We start from the raw sequence: 15,781 nt of genomic DNA, 5'->3' as shown, positions 1-15,781 counted from the left end.
CGATGACAGAGAAGACCTCCCACGACTCGGGCGATGCGGCTGGAGCGCCGGTCATCCTGAGCAACGAGCCCGGCTCGTTCTCCTGGGGCGTGCTGGCCAAGCGCCACCCTGCCCTCATCCAGCAGGTACGAGACGCCTTCCCGTATGGCCGCCGGCAGCACGAGGCCCTCGACGCCCTGCTGGACGGGATCACCAATGGCGTCATCGAGCCGCTCGCCCCTGGAGAGCACGACCGTGAGCGCTGGGCGGACTGGGGGCAGGAGCACTTCGGGCGCTCCTGGTACGACGCCCCGTTCCTGTGGGCGGAGAGCTACTTCTACCGCAGGCTCCTCGGCGCGGTCGGCTACTTCGGCACCGGGCCGTGGCAGGGAGTCGATCCGTTCGCGCCGTTCAAGCGGGCCGAGCTGCGCGGTGAGGCCGTGGAGGAGGAACTACGGGCCCTGGACGCGCTCGCGAGCGTTCCGGCGGACGAGCGGGCTGCTGCCCTGCTCCACGCGTCGCTCTGGGGCAACCGGGCGGACCTCGGCTTCCGCGTCTCGGCGGGGGAGCCGGCGGCCGGTGACGCCGCTGCCTCCGCGCTGGTGGCCGACGACAGCGCCCTGCTTTGGCAGCTGCTGCCCGTCGGGGGTTCCTCGACCGTTGCTGTTGTGGCGGACAACGCAGGACGAGAGCTGATTCCGGACCTGATCCTCATCGATCACCTCCTCAAACAGCGGCATGCCGAACAGGTCGTGCTGCACCTCAAGCCATACCCCTACTACGTCTCCGACGCGATGACGGCCGACGTCGTCGACTGCCTCCGCCGCCTCACCGAGGCACCCGGCGAAGCCAGTGCGATCGGAGGCCGGCTGTGGAAGGCGATGGCGGCAGGGGGCCTGGAGGTCCGCACCCACCCGTTCTTCTGCGCTCCGCTGCCGTACGAGGACATGCCCGAGGACCTCCGCGGCGAGTTCGAGAGCGCCACGCTCACCATCTTGAAGGGCGACCTCAACTACCGGCGCCTGGTGGGCGACCGGCTGTGGGACGCCAAGGCGTCCTTCGCCGATCTCACCGCGTACTTCCCGGGGGCCGTCGCAGCGCTCCGGACCCTGAAGTCCGACGTCATCGTCGGTTTGGAGCAGGAAGTGCTGGACGGGCTCGAACGGTCTGGGGCTGCCTGGCGTACGAGTGGAACGCACGCGCTGATCCAGGTGCGACGGTAGGGGATCTCTGTGACCACCGAGGCCCAGAGAGCAGTTGCCGCTGCCGTCGTCGTGCGGGGCGAGCGAGTCCTGCTCGTGCGGCGACGTGTGGCGGAAGGGACGCTCTCATGGCAGTTCCCGGCAGGGAAGATCGAACCCGAGGAGACTCCCGGGGAAGCCGCAGCACGTGAGACCGAGGAAGAGACCGGGCTCCTGGTGGTGCCCCAGAGTGTGCTGGGACAACGGGTGCACCCCATGACAGGCCGGGAGATCCACTACATTGCATGCCGCCCCGTCGGCGGCCAGGCGGTCGTGGCGAGTGCTGATGAGGTGGCCGGCCTGGCCTGGGCCACGCACGGCGAGCTCCCGCAGTACGTGCCGTACGGGTTGTTCGGGCCGGTGCAGAACTACCTCGATGAGGCTCTGCTCTCGTGAGCTCCGTCGCGTCCTTGAAGTGCGAGGTGCGCGTTGTTGTTGTCGGGGCTGGAGTGGCAGGGCTCACCACCGCTGTCGTCCTGGCCGAGGTCGGAGCCTTGGTGCACGTGATCGCCGAGCAGGTGCCAGGCGTCACCTCGCTGGCGGCCGGGGCGGTGTGGGGGCCGTACCTGGTCGAGCCGAAGGACAAGGTCGATCAGTGGGGGCAGCGGTCCCTGGAGATCTTCCGCAAGCTGGCGGAGGACCCGTCCACGGGTGTCCGGCTCACCAGCGGCATCGAGGCGTCTCGTACGGCCGAGGCACCACCGGAGTGGGCCACCACCCTGCCCGGCTTCCGGCCGTGCGAGCCGGCCGAACTGCCGGCCGGGTTTTCGGCCGGCTACCGGTTCATGGTGCCGCTGATCGACATGCCCACCTACCTCGCCTACCTCCTGCGCCGGCTCGACGCCGCTGGAGGAACGGTCGAGCGGCGGCGCCTGGTCTCGCTTGCGGACGCTGGCCCCGCTGCCTTGATCGTCAACTGCACGGGCCTGGGAGCCCAGGAACTGGTCCCGGACCATGACCTACGGCCCATCCGCGGCCAGCACGTCGTCGTCACCAACCCGGGGCTGACCGAGTTCTTCTCCGAGGACACCGGCCTCTCACAAGACCTGCTGTGCTTCTACCCCCACGGCGACACCGTCGTCCTGGGCGGCACCGCTCTCGACGGCGAAGGCAGCCTTGCCCCCGACGAGAAGGCGGCAGTCGGAATCCTCGCTCGCTGTGTCGAGGTCGAACCCCGTCTCGCCAAGGCCCGTGTCCTGGAGCACCGGCTCGGCGCCCGGCCGACCCGGGCCATGGTGCGCGTGGAGGCGGAGTGGGCGGAGGACGGCACTGTGGTGGTGCACAACTACGGGCACGGAGGCGCCGGCGTCACGCTCTCGTGGGGCTGCGCCGAAGAGGCTGCGAGCTTCCTGGCCGCCGACAGGGCAGACAGGCCCTGAAGGACCAGATGGAGATGCCTTCCCGCACGTCCGCCTCACTCGCATTACGGGCGACACCCACCAGCTGATCGGTGCCCTGGGCGGGTGCCTCCGACACGAACGGCAGCCGCGGATGATCCCGGCTGCCGTTCGTGTTGTGCGAGGTTCCCAGGCCAGCCTGCTGTCGGGTCGACCGGTGCTACGGGTTCAGGTGCCTGGGGCTGGTGTTACTGCTCGTCGGGGACGAACCCGTTCATCACGTAGGCGAGGCGCTCGATGTCGGAGGGGCCGTCCTGTGGCCGGTGGGTGATCACGTCTCCGAGCGTGAAGTCCTCGTTGGGCTGGTCGTCGTACGGGGCCAGGACGATGTTCAGTCCGGCGGTTCCCACCTTCTTCTGGATCTCGGTGTCGATGAGGAGACGGACCTCGAGGGTTGCTTCGAGCTCGTCCCGGTTGGCCAGGAGGACGGTGGCCTGTTCCTCGTCGGTGAAGGGGCGGCCGTCGTAGTGGGAGAAGGTGCCGGTGTCGGGACGGAGCCGGAAGTCGGTGTCGACGAGCAGGGTGAAGACGTCGGCGCGGAGGTAGGAATCGGTTTCGGGCAAGGGTGTACTCCTCACATGGTGGGGTGGGTGCTGATAGGTCCATGGTGCGGAGAATCCCCGGTTAGGCTAACCGGGGATTCTCGGCTATGTTGCGCCGTTCGACCTGCGGTTTAGCGTCGTCGGACGGGGCCGTTTGTGGTGCCGGCTCCCAGCGCATCGACTGTCGCTGGCACGGCAGAATCACGCTGGAGGCTGGCAGCGGCCACGTACTCGGGATACGAGTCGGCGGGCAGATCGGCCATCCTCCGTACGCGCCACACCAGTACGTCGCTGACCGACTCTGCGGTGCCCAGCTCGCGGCGTCCTGCCACGCGGGCAAGAAGGCCGGTGGAGATGTGGCCGACGGCCTCGGCGTCAGCGAGTGTGGCGGCGAGGGACGGCCAGCCGGGCTCAGCCAGTACCTGCTCAGCCAGCTCCGGCATCGCCGCCCGCACGGCGTCGGCCTGTCTTTCCAGCAGTGGGCGGGCGAGGTTCCGACCGCGCTGGTGGAGGACGGCGAGCGGCTGCTCGGCGGCGACCCGGTAGGCGCCACGTAGGTGCTCGGCGGCCCGGTGGGCCGCTTCGGCCTGTTGGGCGTGGCCCTTCCTGGCATGCCAGTGCGCGACGGCGGTGATCAGGAAGAACAGCATGTCGATCGCCATGGCCGTGGCGGCGCCGTCCTCGCCGCGGCCGAGGGCCGGCCCGCCGCGGACGAGTTCGCGGGCGGCCTGCCGCAATGCCTGGTCGTGTCCGCGTGCGGCGCGGATGTGGGAGCGGGAGCCACGCTCGAATGCCTTAGCAGCCTCACGTAGTTGGTGGCGGGTGTGGGCGGCGGAGGTCTTGGCGAGCGCGTCGAGGATCTCTCCGGCGGCGCTTATGTGCGCGGCAGCGACGGCGTCCTCGCCGTTGTGGACGACGAGGACCGCATCTGAGAGCGCAGCTGCTGCACGCCGACGTGCGGCGGACGGTGCCACCGGCCCGGGAGGCGGCGGAGACTCGGGCTGGTCCATGGACCAGCGTTCCCGGATCCGGGGCAGGGAGAGGTCGGGGGCGAGGCGGGCGCCGGGGTAGTAGACGGGCTCGCCGTCCTTGTTGCGGTCGTCGGGCAAGGCGACCTTGTAGCCGAGCAGGTCGCCCGAGGGGGCGACGCGCTTCCTGACCAGGAGGCCGGCGGCGGCCAGGCGGTCGAAGAACTCCTCGTCGCCGGTCGCGCCGGCCACGGCCCGTCGTACGGTCTCGCGGAGTTCCTCGCGGGCGGTGCGCTCGCGTCCCTGACGTTCGGCCTTGTGCCGTTCGGCGCTGGTGGGCCGCTGGGCGGCGGTGCCGTCGCCGGGCGCGACCTGGTGCAGGCTGAATTCCTTCTCGATGAGCCGGGCCTCGGCCTGGGCGCGTTTGCCGGAGCGGAAGTCGTCGGGCCGGGTGCCGTCCTCGCACACGAGGGTGGCGACGATGTGGATGTGGTCGTCCGCGTGCCGTACGGCGGCCCAGCGGCAGCCGGACTGTCCGTCGCCGGGGTCGATGCCGGTGGCGGCGACGATCCGGCGGGCCACCTCGGCCCACTCCTCGTCGGACAGCGTCCGGTCTCCGGGCGCGGTGCGGACGGAGGTGTGCCAGACGTGCTCGGCGGGACGGGCGTGCTCCGGCAGCGCCTGTACTGGCTGGTCCAGGAGCTGCTGGAGGGCCTTCAGCGTGGTGTTCGGGTCGCGGCCGGGGTCGGGGGCCATGCCGTCGAACGAGGCGACGAGGTGCGGGTCGACGTGCTCCTCGCGTCTGCCGGGGCCGTAGAGGTAGGCGAGCAGGCCGATGGTCCGGTCGCCGGGCGGGTTGATGCTGGGGATCACGCCGCCTGCCGTCGTTCGAGGATGCTGGTCGCGGCGGCGTGCACGGCGTCGGCGGCTCGCCGGACCGCTGCGGTGGCGGCCTCCAGCTGAGGTGTGTCCGCGCCTGAGTTGAGGGCCTTCACAGCCTGGTTGAGGTTGCTGCCGGCCCAGCCGAGCTTGCGCCGGCTGTCGAACAGCGCGGTGAGCATGTCGCGCTCGGTGGCGATCTCAGCGCTGGTGCGGCCGAGGTCGCGGGCTGCGGCGAGAGCGGCACGGGCGAGGAAGCCGGCGACGGTCAGATGGCACTGGGCGGCGGCGGTGGCGACGAGCGCGTACTCGTCGTCGTTGAAACGGGTCGAGTGCTGGTGATGACGCTTCTTCGCGGGCGGCTGACGCGGACGCTGACGGGCACGGCGCTCGCGACGGCGGGACTTCGGCTTCTCCTTCTTCCCCGGCTTCGATCCGCCCTCGGTCGAAGCCTCCAGGACCTGCGCCTCCTGGCGCAGGTCCTCTCCCGCCCCTTCGGGGGCGGGTACGGCGGAAGCACTGCTTCCGCCCCAACTTGCTCCGCCCGGGGCAGGGCCGGTGGGCACCTGCGGCGGTGCGGGCCAGTCGTTCGGCTGAGGCGGGACCGTCGAGGCAGGGGTGGGGTGCTGCGGGGCGGGTGCCATGTGGGGATCCTTCGGTGGGGCGGCGGGAGGGGAAGTCCGTGCTTCGTGGATGTCTCGACGGGGCTGGAGGCTGTCCGGCAAGGCGGAGGGGACGAGCCGGTCGGTCCGGGTTGCGGCAACCCGGGCCGACCGGAATGGGGTTGACCTGCGGTTATTTCCGGTCAGTGGTGCTCGGGGTTTCGGACGGCCCCTTGGGGACCGTTCCGTCGAGGCGGTTTACAAGCTCCGTGAGCCGTCCGTTGCTGATGGTGTGGCCGGCGGCGCGGAGGGTTGCCCGGATGGCCTTTCGGGTCTGCTCGCCCTCCATCTGCTCGACGATCCGCACGAACTCCTCGAGGTCTCCGGTCGGAGGGCGGCCGACCTTGCGCGGACGTACCGGGGGCTCGACGGCAGTGGCTGCCTCGGTGGCGCGGTCTGGGCCTTCGGCAGCGGACGGGGCGGGGACGGGATGCGGGCGGGGACGGTCCCCTTCCCGCGGGTGCTCGGTCACCGCAGGTCCGGCTACCCGAAGATGGCCAAGGTGCGCCTTACGGTTCGGGTAGGCGAGGTGCTGGTGGATCTGGCGCATGAGGACGCCGAAGGCGAGGAGCGCTGCGGTCGGGGGTATGGCGGCGACGACGTAGTCGAGGACGGGGACGTCGGCGGGATCACGGGTGCCGGTGACGCCGGCGACGTTGAGGGCGATGGAGCCGAGGGATCCGGTGGCGGTGAGGGCGATGGCCCACCAGTCGGGCCTGTGGTGCAGACCGGCCCGGAGCATGAGGAGTTCACCGGCGACGACGAAGGCGTCGAGGGTGGCGGGCCAGGCCCACATGCGGGCGGGGGAGTTGCCGAGGCCGTGTTCTCCGGCGACCTCGGCGAGGTGGGCGTAGGAGAGCCAGAAAGAGACGGCGGTGAGGGCGATGATCACGGCACCGGCGGCGAGGAGGACGTACCAGTCGGCGCGGTGCGGGGCAGGGGAAGGCGTGGGCAAGCGGAGACGCTCCAAGGGCAGGGCAGGGCAGGGCAGGGCAGGGCAGGGTGGTGAGACGTCCGTGGTGAGGGGCCGGACGGCTGGGGGAGGAACCGTGGCGTAGCGGCGGGCGTCAGGCGGCGGGTCTGGTGCGGCGGCGGTCGGGGCCGTCGAGAGTGACGCGCTCGGTCATCTGGGCCAGGCGGGAGGCGACGCGGTCGCCGAGGGCCGCACGCAGCGCGTCGGTGGCGAGGTTGCTGGTGATCAGGGTGGGGCGCAGGTGCTCGTACCGGTGGTTGATCAGCCGGTAGGTGAGTTCCTCGGTCCACTCGCTGGTCTTCGCCGCGCCGAGGTCGTCCAGGAGCAGCAGCGGGCAGCGCATCAGGCTCTGCAGGTCGCGCTCGCTGTCGGAGCCGGGGCGTGGGCGCAGGCGGGCGTACAGGTCGGCGGCGGTGACGGCTTCCCAGCGCAGGCGGACCCCGGCGGCCAGCAGGGTGCGGATGGCGCCGTATGCCTGGTGGGTCTTGCCGGTGCCGGTCGGGCCGACGATCCGCAGCGAGGGTCCCTCCGCGATGCCCGGTGCGCCGGCGGGGCCGGGGCGTCCGGCGCGGGCGATCGCGTCCGCCCAGGCGGTGACCTGGGGGTGGTCGGCGAAGGCGTGCCGGTAGCGGGCGGGGATACGGGCTTCGGCCAGTTGCAGCGCGGTGACCGGCTCGGGCGCCGGCTCCTGGGCGGCGGCGTCGGGGGCGATGCCGCGCCGGGCCAGGATGTCGCCGAGTCGGCCGGTGATCCGGGCGGGCTGCTGCGGAGCGCGGGTGAGGGCGGTGGTGGTCAGAGGTCGCCTCCGTAGGCAGCGGCGGTGTCGGCGGGGTTGGTCCACGGCTGGTAAGCAGCGGCGAGGGCGGGGGTGGCGTTCATGGCCTCGTGGACGAGGCTGGGCAGGGTGCTGGGGTGCAGGCCCTTGGTGCGGTGGCGGTCGAGGCCGGCGCGGATGTGGTCCGGGGCGATGCCCTCGGCGAGGAGTTTCTTCACCTCGCGGCCGAGGTGACTGAGCACGTCCTGCGGCGGGCGATGGGGGCACGCGGCGGCGTACTCGCCGATCAGGTCCTTCGCCGAGATCGAGTCGGGCGCGGGGGCGCTTGTGCCCCCCAACGGGGTAGATCCTAGATCCCTGTTCCTAGGTCCTAGATCCGGACGGTGAGGGCTCACGGAGGGCTCGGTGAGCCCTCCGTGAGGCTGCGGTGAGTGCTCGCGGAATCGGCTCTGACCTGCGGATTCGCCGTTCCCGGAGGGGTCCGTGAGCCCTCCCGGTCGTGTCACGGAAGGCTCAGTGAGCCCTCCCGGACGACTCGCGGAACTCTCCGCGAGGGCTCCCCGCATCTGCGGTGAGGGCTCACGCGGCACCCCGAGATCATGGTGCGGGCACGGGGGAGTGCGGACGCCGCTGGGCCGGTTGATCTTCTGGTGCTTGGCGAAGGTGACGATGTGCAGGTACCGCTTGCCGTCCTCACCCTCGTAACGGCAGATCAGCCCGGCGTCGTCGAGCTGGATGAGGTCGTCCTCGACCGCCTCCGGCCCGTGCTCGCGGCGCAGCGACCACAGCTGGCCGGCGATGACCGCTGCCTGATCGCGGAACCGGCCCTGGTCGTCCGCCTGTGTGAGTAGTCCGAAGAAGGTCCGCTCGGCGGACAGGGACACCGCCGCGAGGGACTCGGACGAGAACGCCTCGGGCTTGATAGTGCGGATACGGGCGATGACGATCGACCGCCTTTCGGGAGGGGGCGGGGGAATCCGGCTTCGCCGGGGTGCATGGCCAACACAGCCACACCCAGTGGGCAGAAGTCCAGACTTTTCTAGGAATTCTGAGCAACTCGCCGGCATGTCGTGCCGACGGGTCCGGCCACTGTAGGGGCGAATTCCCGGTCGACGAAATCACCGCCCAAAATCACCGCGCGATCGGCATCGCTCACGGCAGACAGGAATGCCCTTCCGGACCGGTCGGCGCGCAAGCTACAACACCACCCATGCCGCCACGACCCCTCGCCATCGGACCCGCCGGACACGCCGCCGCCCACGCCATCGAACGCACCCGTACCGCCCGCGGCTACTCCCAGCGCCAGCTCGCAGCCCGCGTCACCGCGCTCGGTCGTCCCATGACCTTCACCGCGCTCTCCCGCATCGAACGCACCGTCCGCCGCTGCGACATCGACGACCTCGTCGCCATCGCCACAGCCCTCGGAATCGCCCCGCAGGCCCTTCTCGCCGGCGACCTCACACCCTCATGGGCGGCCGAGGCGAGCGAAATATAGCCGACGATCCCCGGTTAGCGAAACCGGGGATTCTCCGGATGATTGTGGGTCCCGGAACGCCCGTCGTGCCGGTCTCTGCCAGAAGTCTGCCCACCTCCCCAGAGGACGCCTTGCTCGATTCGCCTACGCGCCGATTTCGTATCCCCGCCGCACACACGTAGCCCCGCTCACTTCCTCTTCTGCTCCGCTCGGAGATCCCGGCCGTACGTAGAAGCCCTATTCGACGATCTCGCAGCATCTGCTGGGCTTGTTGCCTCCCGTCCCAGCCAGATCTCTCAATTCTCGTCGCTCTTTCTCACGCAAAGGAACCGCCTATGACCCCGCGCCTGCTGTCCGTACCTGCCGTCGCCGCCGCTCTGGACGTCGACCGCCGAACGGTCTACCGCTTCATCGCCGCCGGCGAGCTGCCTGTCGTCGACCTGCGCACAGGACCGGCTCGCTCTCGTGTCCGCGTCCCCGCCGCGAGCCTGGACGACTTCATCAACAGCAGGGCGGTCGCGCCGCCGGCGCGGCGCCGCTGACCAGGACCAAGCCCGTCCGTACGCGAAACAGGAAGGAGCGGAACCACGTACCTCCGGAAGCTGAAGTCCGGCAAATGGCAGGCAACTGTCCGCAACCGGGTTGGAGACCGGTTCAGCGAGTCGTTTCCCCTCAAGGCGCAGGCCCGTGCCTGGGGTACCGAGATGGAGACCGAGTTCGCGCGTGGCAGCATGCGGGACCCGCGAGCGGGCGAAATGGCGTTTCGCGAGTGGCACGCCCGCTGGTGGCAGGCCCGCGTCGTCGAGCCCCACACGCTGCGCGGCGACGCCTCCAGCATCAAGAACCACGTGCTGCCCCACTGGGTCGACTGGGAGATGCGAGCCGTCACCCGCATGGACGTCCAGAGCTGGATCCGCAGGCTGGCCGAGAAGGGGGTTGGCGCCTCGGCGATCAGGAGGGCGTACAACCTGATGTCGTCCATCATGCGTGCGGCTGTCGACGACGATGTCATCGCGGTCAGCCCCTGCCGGAACATCGACCTGCCGCAGATCGCGATCAAGCCCCCGCAATGGTTCACCCTCGACCAGGCACAGAGCATCATCGACGAGCTCCCGGCCCCGTGGCGCACGATGTGTCTGCTCGGCTTCTACACGGGCCTGCGCTGGGGTGAACTCGCCGGCCTACATCGCCATCGGATCGACCAGCGCCGTTCCCGCTTGTTCGTGGTGGAGGTCAACACCAAGAGCGGCATCAAGGAGTACCCCAAGAGTTCGAGGAGCCGCCGGGAGGTCCCGCTCCCGCCACACGTCCTCGACGCCCTCGAACGACACGTCCACCCGCTCGACCGTGACGCCCTGGTCTTCACCACCATCACCAAAGGCCGAGCCGGCCGTCGCCTTGACGACGGCAACTGGCGCCGCCAGACCTGGTGGCCGGCCATCGAGAACGCCCACTACTTCGACACCGACGGCGAGCAGCTCCCCGTCCCGCACTATCCACCCCACTCCATGCGCCACACCTGCGCCTCGTGGCTCGTCCAGAAGGGAGTCTCCCTCTACGAAGTCCAGCACCTCCTCGGCCACGAGAGCTTCCAGACCACCCAGCGCTACGCCCACCTCCAGCCTGATGCCCACAAGGCCGTGCTCGGGGCGTGGGAGCGCCTGGACGTTCCGCTGACCATTGCTGCATGAGCCCGCGTGAGAGGTGTGTCCGCCCTAGCCTGCATGGTTAGGACCAGAGACGTCTGCGTGCTCAGGTGGCCTTGGGTTCCTCTCCAGGCTGCGATCAGCTCCTCCCTGCCTAGCTCGGGGACCGAGCACGTTCCCACTCTGGAGCCCCATTCCGAGGTAGCTAGGGAGCGTCTGGGCAAAGGCCCGAACGATACGGCTCCCCTCGCTGTACATCTCGCAGAACGGCTGCTTGGCAGCGCAGCTCGCTGGCATGATGGGCGTCCGGGGCGAGCTGCGATCGCGGCAAGGTTGAGCGAGGAGCAATGGGTGGGGACGACGATCAACGGCCGGTTTCTGTTGCTTGCTCAGGAGCCCCGGCGCGGGGGTCTGTCAGAGGTCCGTAAGGCGGTCGATGTCACCACCGAGGGTGGTGACTACGTCGCCGTCAAGCTGCTCAAGCAGCGCGATGACGCTGCTACGAAGATCTTCCTGGAGCGGGAGACGGGAGCGCTTAAGACTCTCAAGCATCCCAACATCGTGCGCATGCTCGACTCCGGCTGGGATCCCGAAAGTGAGCGGTACTTCATCGCACTGGAGTGGATCGAACGCAGTCTCAAGGATGAGATGGCGGACGGCCGACCTCTGGACTGGCAGGCGTTCTTCGCCCGTATCGGCAGGCCACTGGCCTCCGCGCTCGCGTATGCGCATGAGCACCAGATCCAACACCGCGACATCAAGCCAGGCAACGTGCTATTGAGTGGTGACGGCACGGTCAAGCTCGCCGACTTCGGAATCGCCAAGATCCTTTCTGCGGCAACACTCGTCACGGACGAGACAGTGGCCGACTTCCGTTCCAGCCTGTACGCGCCGCCGGAGCAGAGCGAGGCCATCCCGTACGTACGGGATGTCTACGCATACGCGGTTCTTGCGATCCAGGTGCTTTCCCGGAGCAAGGCCAAGGACTATCCCGAACTGTCCACCGTTCTGGACGGGTTGGAACTGGATGCGGAGATCCGGGCGATCCTGAAGTCCTGCATCGACTTCGACCCGCAGAAACGGCCGGCCAACGCCAGTGTTCTGGAGCACCAGCTCCTCGAGGCCGAGCGGGTCTGCGGCAACCGAGACGCACGCCGCCGCAACGGGCTCTGGCTGAAGATGACCCGACGTGCAGCCGAGAGCCTCAGCAATGCCCCGACTGGCGAGGAGATCGACTGGGTACGCGTGAAGGCAGATGTACTCCAGGACATTTCTGGCACCGTGCACGTCGACTACGGATACAACACGCAGACCCAGGAGGTCGACACCAGCACGGTACGGGTGTTCGGCCGGGCGCTGTTCCTGCGTTTGGTCAACGACGAGAACTATCCAGACCGGTGCGTGATCCTCTCTGCAGAGGAGCGGCCGGAGGAATGGATGGCCAAACGCCGTGCCTCAGCCCTCAAGCTCGGCCCTGTTCTGACCTGGACCTTCGACGATCCAGGCGAGGATCCGGCACACCTTGGGCTCAACCTCCTGCTGGACAGTCTTGACGCGCACCTGGAGGCGCGCGAGCAGCGGGACAATGCCCGCGCGAGTAACCAGCTTGGTGACTTGTTCGACGGCTGGCGCCGGGTGCTGGACGCCCGCGAGGACGTCGCGGCCGAGGGGCGGCAGCAGATCGGGTACGAGCGGATGGAAGGGGGTGGCCAGACCCGCGTGTTCCACCTCTCCTCGCCCGATACGGTCATGGAGATCGGCCAGGAGTGGTCGGTTGCTGAGTACCCCTACAGCCGGACCATCGACCGCGGCGAGGTGACCAGCTACACCGGCGATACCGCCGTGCTGCGGATGACGCGGCCTGCATCGGTGCTTCCCTCCCGGGGTGTTCTCCTACCGTTTCTCGGGCCGAGTCAGGTCGCCATCAACCGTCAGCGCGATGCTCTGGGCGCTGTTGCTGCTGGCCAGACAGCCAACCCTCGCCTCCGGCAAATCATTGATGATCCTGCGACCATTGCTTCGAGGCCGCCGGCAGAGGTCACCAGCTGGTTCCGTGCCGACCTCGACAGGAGCAAGCGGGACGTCGTCACCCACGCCCTGAGCAGTCAGGAGCTCCTGCTTGTCGAAGGGCCGCCCGGCACTGGCAAGACCACCGTGATTGCCGAGATCGTCGAGCAGACCCTCAAGCGCGATTCGCATGCCCGGATCCTTATCGTGTCCCAGACCCACATCGCCATCGATAATGCGCTCAAGCGCATCGAAGACGCCGGCATCCAAGGCCTCGTCCGCTTGGGCAACGTTGGCGATCCGAGGGTGGCCGAGAGTGTTCAGCCGCTGCTGCTGGACCGGCAGATCAAGAAGTGGACCCAGGGCGTGCGGGCGCGGGCGGAGAAGTACCTGGACGCGGTGGCTACAAGACGCCAACTGGAGGCTCGTCACCTCAAGGCAGCCGTCGTGCTGGAGGAACTCGCCTCCGTGGCGGCCAGCCTCGCGCACGTGACGGCCAAGCTCGCGGAGTTGTCGAACCGGCCGGCTCCCGATCGAACCACCTCCGCCAGGGATCTCGCCGAGGAGCTCGTCACCACCCGCGCCCGCCAGGAGCAGCTCCTCCAGCAGCGCTCCGAGCTGTTCGCTCAGGTCCAGTCCATGCTCACCGGCGAGCTCACCCTGCGCGAAGACCTCAGTGCTGCCGACGCCCGTGATGCTGTTGAGGTCCTCCTCGGCCCGTCCGGGCCCGGACGGGAGCTGATGGATCTGCTGCGCCTGCAGGGTGAGTGGCTGCAGCGCATCGGCACCGACCAGAACCTCATCGGCGCGTTTCTCCGCACCCGGCAAGTCATCGGCGGTACGGCCCTGGGGTTCCTCGGCCACCGCGCAGTCAGGGATCTGGAGTTCGATCTGTGCATCTTCGACGAGGCGTCGAAGGCGACCGCGACCGAGGCGCTAGTACCGCTGGCCCGTGCCAAGCGATGGGTCCTGGTCGGCGACACCAACCAGCTGCCGCCCATCGATGAGGATCTGCTGCGCGACGAGAAGGTCATGGCTGACCATCAGCTCATTCCTGAGCTCGTGCAGACCACGCTGTTCCAGTACCTCGCCAACCACACGAATGAGCCGGTCAAACACCTGCTGCGCGAGCAGTATCGGATGACGCCGGCGATCGGCAACATGATCAGTACCTGTTTCTACAAGGGACAGCTGATCTCGCCCAGCAACCATGAGCTAACCGGATATGCCACGATCAACAAGCCGGTGCTTTGGCTGGACACCAGCGCGCTGCCCGGCCGACGTGAGTCCGACCGGAGCTCTGCCGAAACCAGCATCTCCAATCCCCTGGAGAGCAGGCTGGCGATGAGCCGTTTGGAGGTCATCGACCAGGCCATCGACAAGAAGGTCATCCAGGTTCCCGGCAGCAGGAAGCTGGACGTGCTGGTCATTGCCCCGTACGGGCGCCAGGTCACAGAGCTCACACGACGACTGGCTTCTCTGAAGCTCAAGCACATCACCCCAGAGGTTCTGTCGGTGGACGCCGTGCAGGGCCGTGAATGCGACCTCGCCGTGTTTTCCGTGACCCGCAGCAACGCCCAGGGACGTTTCGGGTTCCTCGGCCAGCCCTACTGGCGCCGCATCAATGTCGCCCTCAGCCGCGCCCGCTTCGGTCTGATTATCGTTGGTGACGCCGGCTTCTGCCGCAGCAAGCCCGGGGCCCTGCGCGACGTCCTCGACTACATCGGCGCTCACCCGCAGGAGTGCGAGATCCGTGACGCATAGTTTCAGCCCGGACAGCCTGCTGGCTGTCCGCTTTCACAACGCCCGCCCTGGCCTCGAGCTGATCACCGTCATCGATGCCGCGTTGCCCGTCGCCCTGGTCACGGCCGACGTACTCGCCCAGGACAGCAAGAACCTGCCGTTGTTGGACGAGTTCGTGCTGCGGCTGGTCCAGCAGGGGGTGACCAGCCAACGCGGCATCTCCGGAATGCTCGGCCTGCCTGAGCGCATGGTCGACCAGACCCTCGCCGAGTTGTTCCGTTCCGACGACCTCAGGTGGGCTCCGCCGGCACCAGGAACCGAGCCCGCCAACCTGCGGCTCCGACTGACGGACAAGGGCCGCGTCACCGCCGAGACGGCGGCTGCCGTGGAGCCTGTGCGCGTCAACCAGGCCGTGGTGTACGACCAGATGTTGTGGAAGGTGGCTCCCTACAACCGGAACGCCACCATGCGACGCGGCCAGGCTGAGGATGACGGTCTGATCATGCTGCCCGCCGCCCGGTCCGGGCCCGTTGAGGACGGCGACATCACCGCGGCCGACATTACCGCCCTGCTCCGCGAGAATGGCACGACCAACCGCGAGGTACTCCAAGTCAAGAGCATCTCCCAGGCCCCGTCACGTCGTGTGCTGCCCGTCAAGATCCTCGTGTACGCCGACGAAGAACGCGCCGACATCCAGCTCGGCGTCGTCGTCGACGGCGAGCTCAGTCACGCCCACGAGCTTGTCCTGATTGGCCACGGTGGCGCCAAGGCGCTCGGCATCACCGTTGCCCCGCCGCCCGAACGCCCCGTTCTCGAAGCCGACCTGGAAGCAGCTCGGGTGCCGCTTCAGGAAGTCACCCAGCACCGTGCGGAGCAAGCTGCCTTCCAGCTTGGCGCCCAGAACCCTTCCCCAGCACCGCCGGCGGCATTGGAGCCTCAGGCGGACGAGATCCGTGCCATTGGTGTCTTCGAGCACCCGGAGATCCTTGAGCAAGCCCTCACCCACGCCCGTCGCCGTCTGTTGCTCATCTCCCCGTGGATTAAGAACGCGATCATCACCACCTCGTTCCTTGGCAAGCTGGAGGCCCGCCTGAACCGTGGCGTGAAGATCGACATCGCCTACGGTTACGAGGAGAACGACACCAAGACCGACCCGGCGGCCGTCCGCAAGCTCAATAACCTCGCCGCCCGATACCAGGACAAGTTCACCTTCACCCGCCTGAAGAGCACGCACGCAAAGGTCCTCGTTTACGACGACGTCTGGGTCACCACGTCCTTCAACTGGCTCTCCTTCAAGGGCGATCCCGACCGAACCTACCGGATGGAAGAAGGAAGCCTCGTCCGCAACCGGCAGATCACCGATGTCCAATACACCCGCTACCTCGAACTGATTGACGAACAGCGTCGGTAGCTGTATCCAAACAGAGTTCCGGTTTCGCAGTTCCGCATCGGGGAGCAGCGGCTTCGTCGTGGCACTGTGGCGCGCTCGACCGCC

General features: G+C 68.5%; 14 protein-coding genes. 8 read left to right on the top strand and 6 right to left on the bottom strand.

The features are described 5' to 3' along the window. The first annotated feature begins 2 nt into the window (after window positions 1-2). From IE237_RS26310 to IE237_RS26300, 3 genes are read left to right on the top strand one after another with little or no spacing between them, the layout of a single operon-like run. Complete coding sequence (locus tag IE237_RS26310; RefSeq protein ID WP_189804598.1) at window positions 3-1,202, top strand: damage-control phosphatase ARMT1 family protein; 1,200 nt, start codon at window positions 3-5, stop codon at window positions 1,200-1,202. Between the two features lie 9 nt (window positions 1,203-1,211). Then, on the top strand, window positions 1,212-1,616 hold the full coding sequence (locus tag IE237_RS26305) for an NUDIX domain-containing protein (protein WP_229842904.1): 405 nt from the start codon (window positions 1,212-1,214) through the stop codon (window positions 1,614-1,616). 14 nt (window positions 1,617-1,630) lie between these two features. Next, entirely contained in the window at window positions 1,631-2,599 is a 969-nt protein-coding gene (locus IE237_RS26300; RefSeq protein ID WP_189804753.1) for an FAD-dependent oxidoreductase, read from the top strand. A gap of 206 nt (window positions 2,600-2,805) precedes the next feature. Here the strand turns inward: IE237_RS26300 and IE237_RS26295 are convergent, their stop codons facing one another. The 6 genes from IE237_RS26295 to IE237_RS26270 form a co-directional block, all read right to left on the bottom strand. After that, a complete protein-coding gene (locus IE237_RS26295) occupies window positions 2,806-3,180 on the bottom strand; it encodes a hypothetical protein (protein WP_189804597.1) in 375 nt (124 codons plus the stop codon). Window positions 3,181-3,290: 110 nt separating this feature from the next. Continuing rightward, window positions 3,291-5,000 carry a relaxase/mobilization nuclease domain-containing protein gene (locus IE237_RS26290; RefSeq protein WP_189804596.1) on the bottom strand — a complete coding sequence of 570 codons (1,710 nt, stop codon included), beginning with the start codon at window positions 4,998-5,000 and terminating at the stop codon, window positions 3,291-3,293. Next, the gene (locus IE237_RS26285) at window positions 4,997-5,650 is read right to left on the bottom strand and encodes a hypothetical protein (RefSeq protein ID WP_189804595.1); all 654 of its coding nucleotides are present in this window, start codon (window positions 5,648-5,650) and stop codon (window positions 4,997-4,999) included. Before IE237_RS26285 ends, IE237_RS26290 begins: the two co-directional genes overlap by 4 nt. Window positions 5,651-5,801: 151 nt before the next feature. After that, window positions 5,802-6,623, bottom strand: coding sequence for a DUF2637 domain-containing protein (locus IE237_RS26280; RefSeq protein WP_189804594.1), 822 nt, complete (start codon window positions 6,621-6,623; stop codon window positions 5,802-5,804). 112 nt (window positions 6,624-6,735) lie between these two features. Then, the gene (locus tag IE237_RS26275; RefSeq protein ID WP_189804751.1) at window positions 6,736-7,437 is read right to left on the bottom strand and encodes an ATP-binding protein; all 702 of its coding nucleotides are present in this window, start codon (window positions 7,435-7,437) and stop codon (window positions 6,736-6,738) included. Next, entirely contained in the window at window positions 7,434-8,357 is a 924-nt protein-coding gene (locus tag IE237_RS26270; protein ID WP_189804752.1) for a hypothetical protein, read from the bottom strand. The genes IE237_RS26275 and IE237_RS26270 overlap by 4 nt, the downstream gene beginning before the upstream one ends. A 269-nt stretch (window positions 8,358-8,626) precedes the next feature. Here IE237_RS26270 and IE237_RS26265 point away from each other — a divergent pair, with 269 nt between their 5' ends. The 5 genes from IE237_RS26265 to IE237_RS26245 all read left to right on the top strand — a co-directional run bounded on the left by IE237_RS26265 (window position 8,627) and on the right by IE237_RS26245 (window position 15,697). Further along, window positions 8,627-8,911 carry a helix-turn-helix domain-containing protein gene (locus IE237_RS26265; protein WP_189804593.1) on the top strand — a complete coding sequence of 95 codons (285 nt, stop codon included), beginning with the start codon at window positions 8,627-8,629 and terminating at the stop codon, window positions 8,909-8,911. A 314-nt stretch (window positions 8,912-9,225) separates the two neighbouring features. Continuing rightward, window positions 9,226-9,432, top strand: coding sequence for a helix-turn-helix domain-containing protein (locus IE237_RS26260; protein WP_189804592.1), 207 nt, complete (start codon window positions 9,226-9,228; stop codon window positions 9,430-9,432). A 213-nt stretch (window positions 9,433-9,645) separates the two neighbouring features. After that, window positions 9,646-10,581, top strand: coding sequence for a tyrosine-type recombinase/integrase (locus tag IE237_RS26255; protein WP_229842902.1), 936 nt, complete (start codon window positions 9,646-9,648; stop codon window positions 10,579-10,581). Window positions 10,582-10,887: 306 nt separating this feature from the next. Then, the gene (locus IE237_RS26250) at window positions 10,888-14,307 is read left to right on the top strand and encodes a serine/threonine-protein kinase (RefSeq protein WP_189804591.1); all 3,420 of its coding nucleotides are present in this window, start codon (window positions 10,888-10,890) and stop codon (window positions 14,305-14,307) included. Beyond that, window positions 14,297-15,697, top strand: coding sequence for a phospholipase D-like domain-containing protein (locus IE237_RS26245; protein WP_189804590.1), 1,401 nt, complete (start codon window positions 14,297-14,299; stop codon window positions 15,695-15,697). The genes IE237_RS26250 and IE237_RS26245 overlap by 11 nt, the downstream gene beginning before the upstream one ends. Window positions 15,698-15,781 lie beyond the last annotated feature (84 nt).

The sequence above is a fragment of the Streptomyces tanashiensis genome (assembly GCF_014648895.1).
Taxonomy (GTDB): domain Bacteria; phylum Actinomycetota; class Actinomycetes; order Streptomycetales; family Streptomycetaceae; genus Streptomyces; species Streptomyces tanashiensis.
The sequence above is the reverse complement of the archived record's forward strand: the minus strand, read 5'-3'. Positions and strand labels throughout refer to the sequence as shown.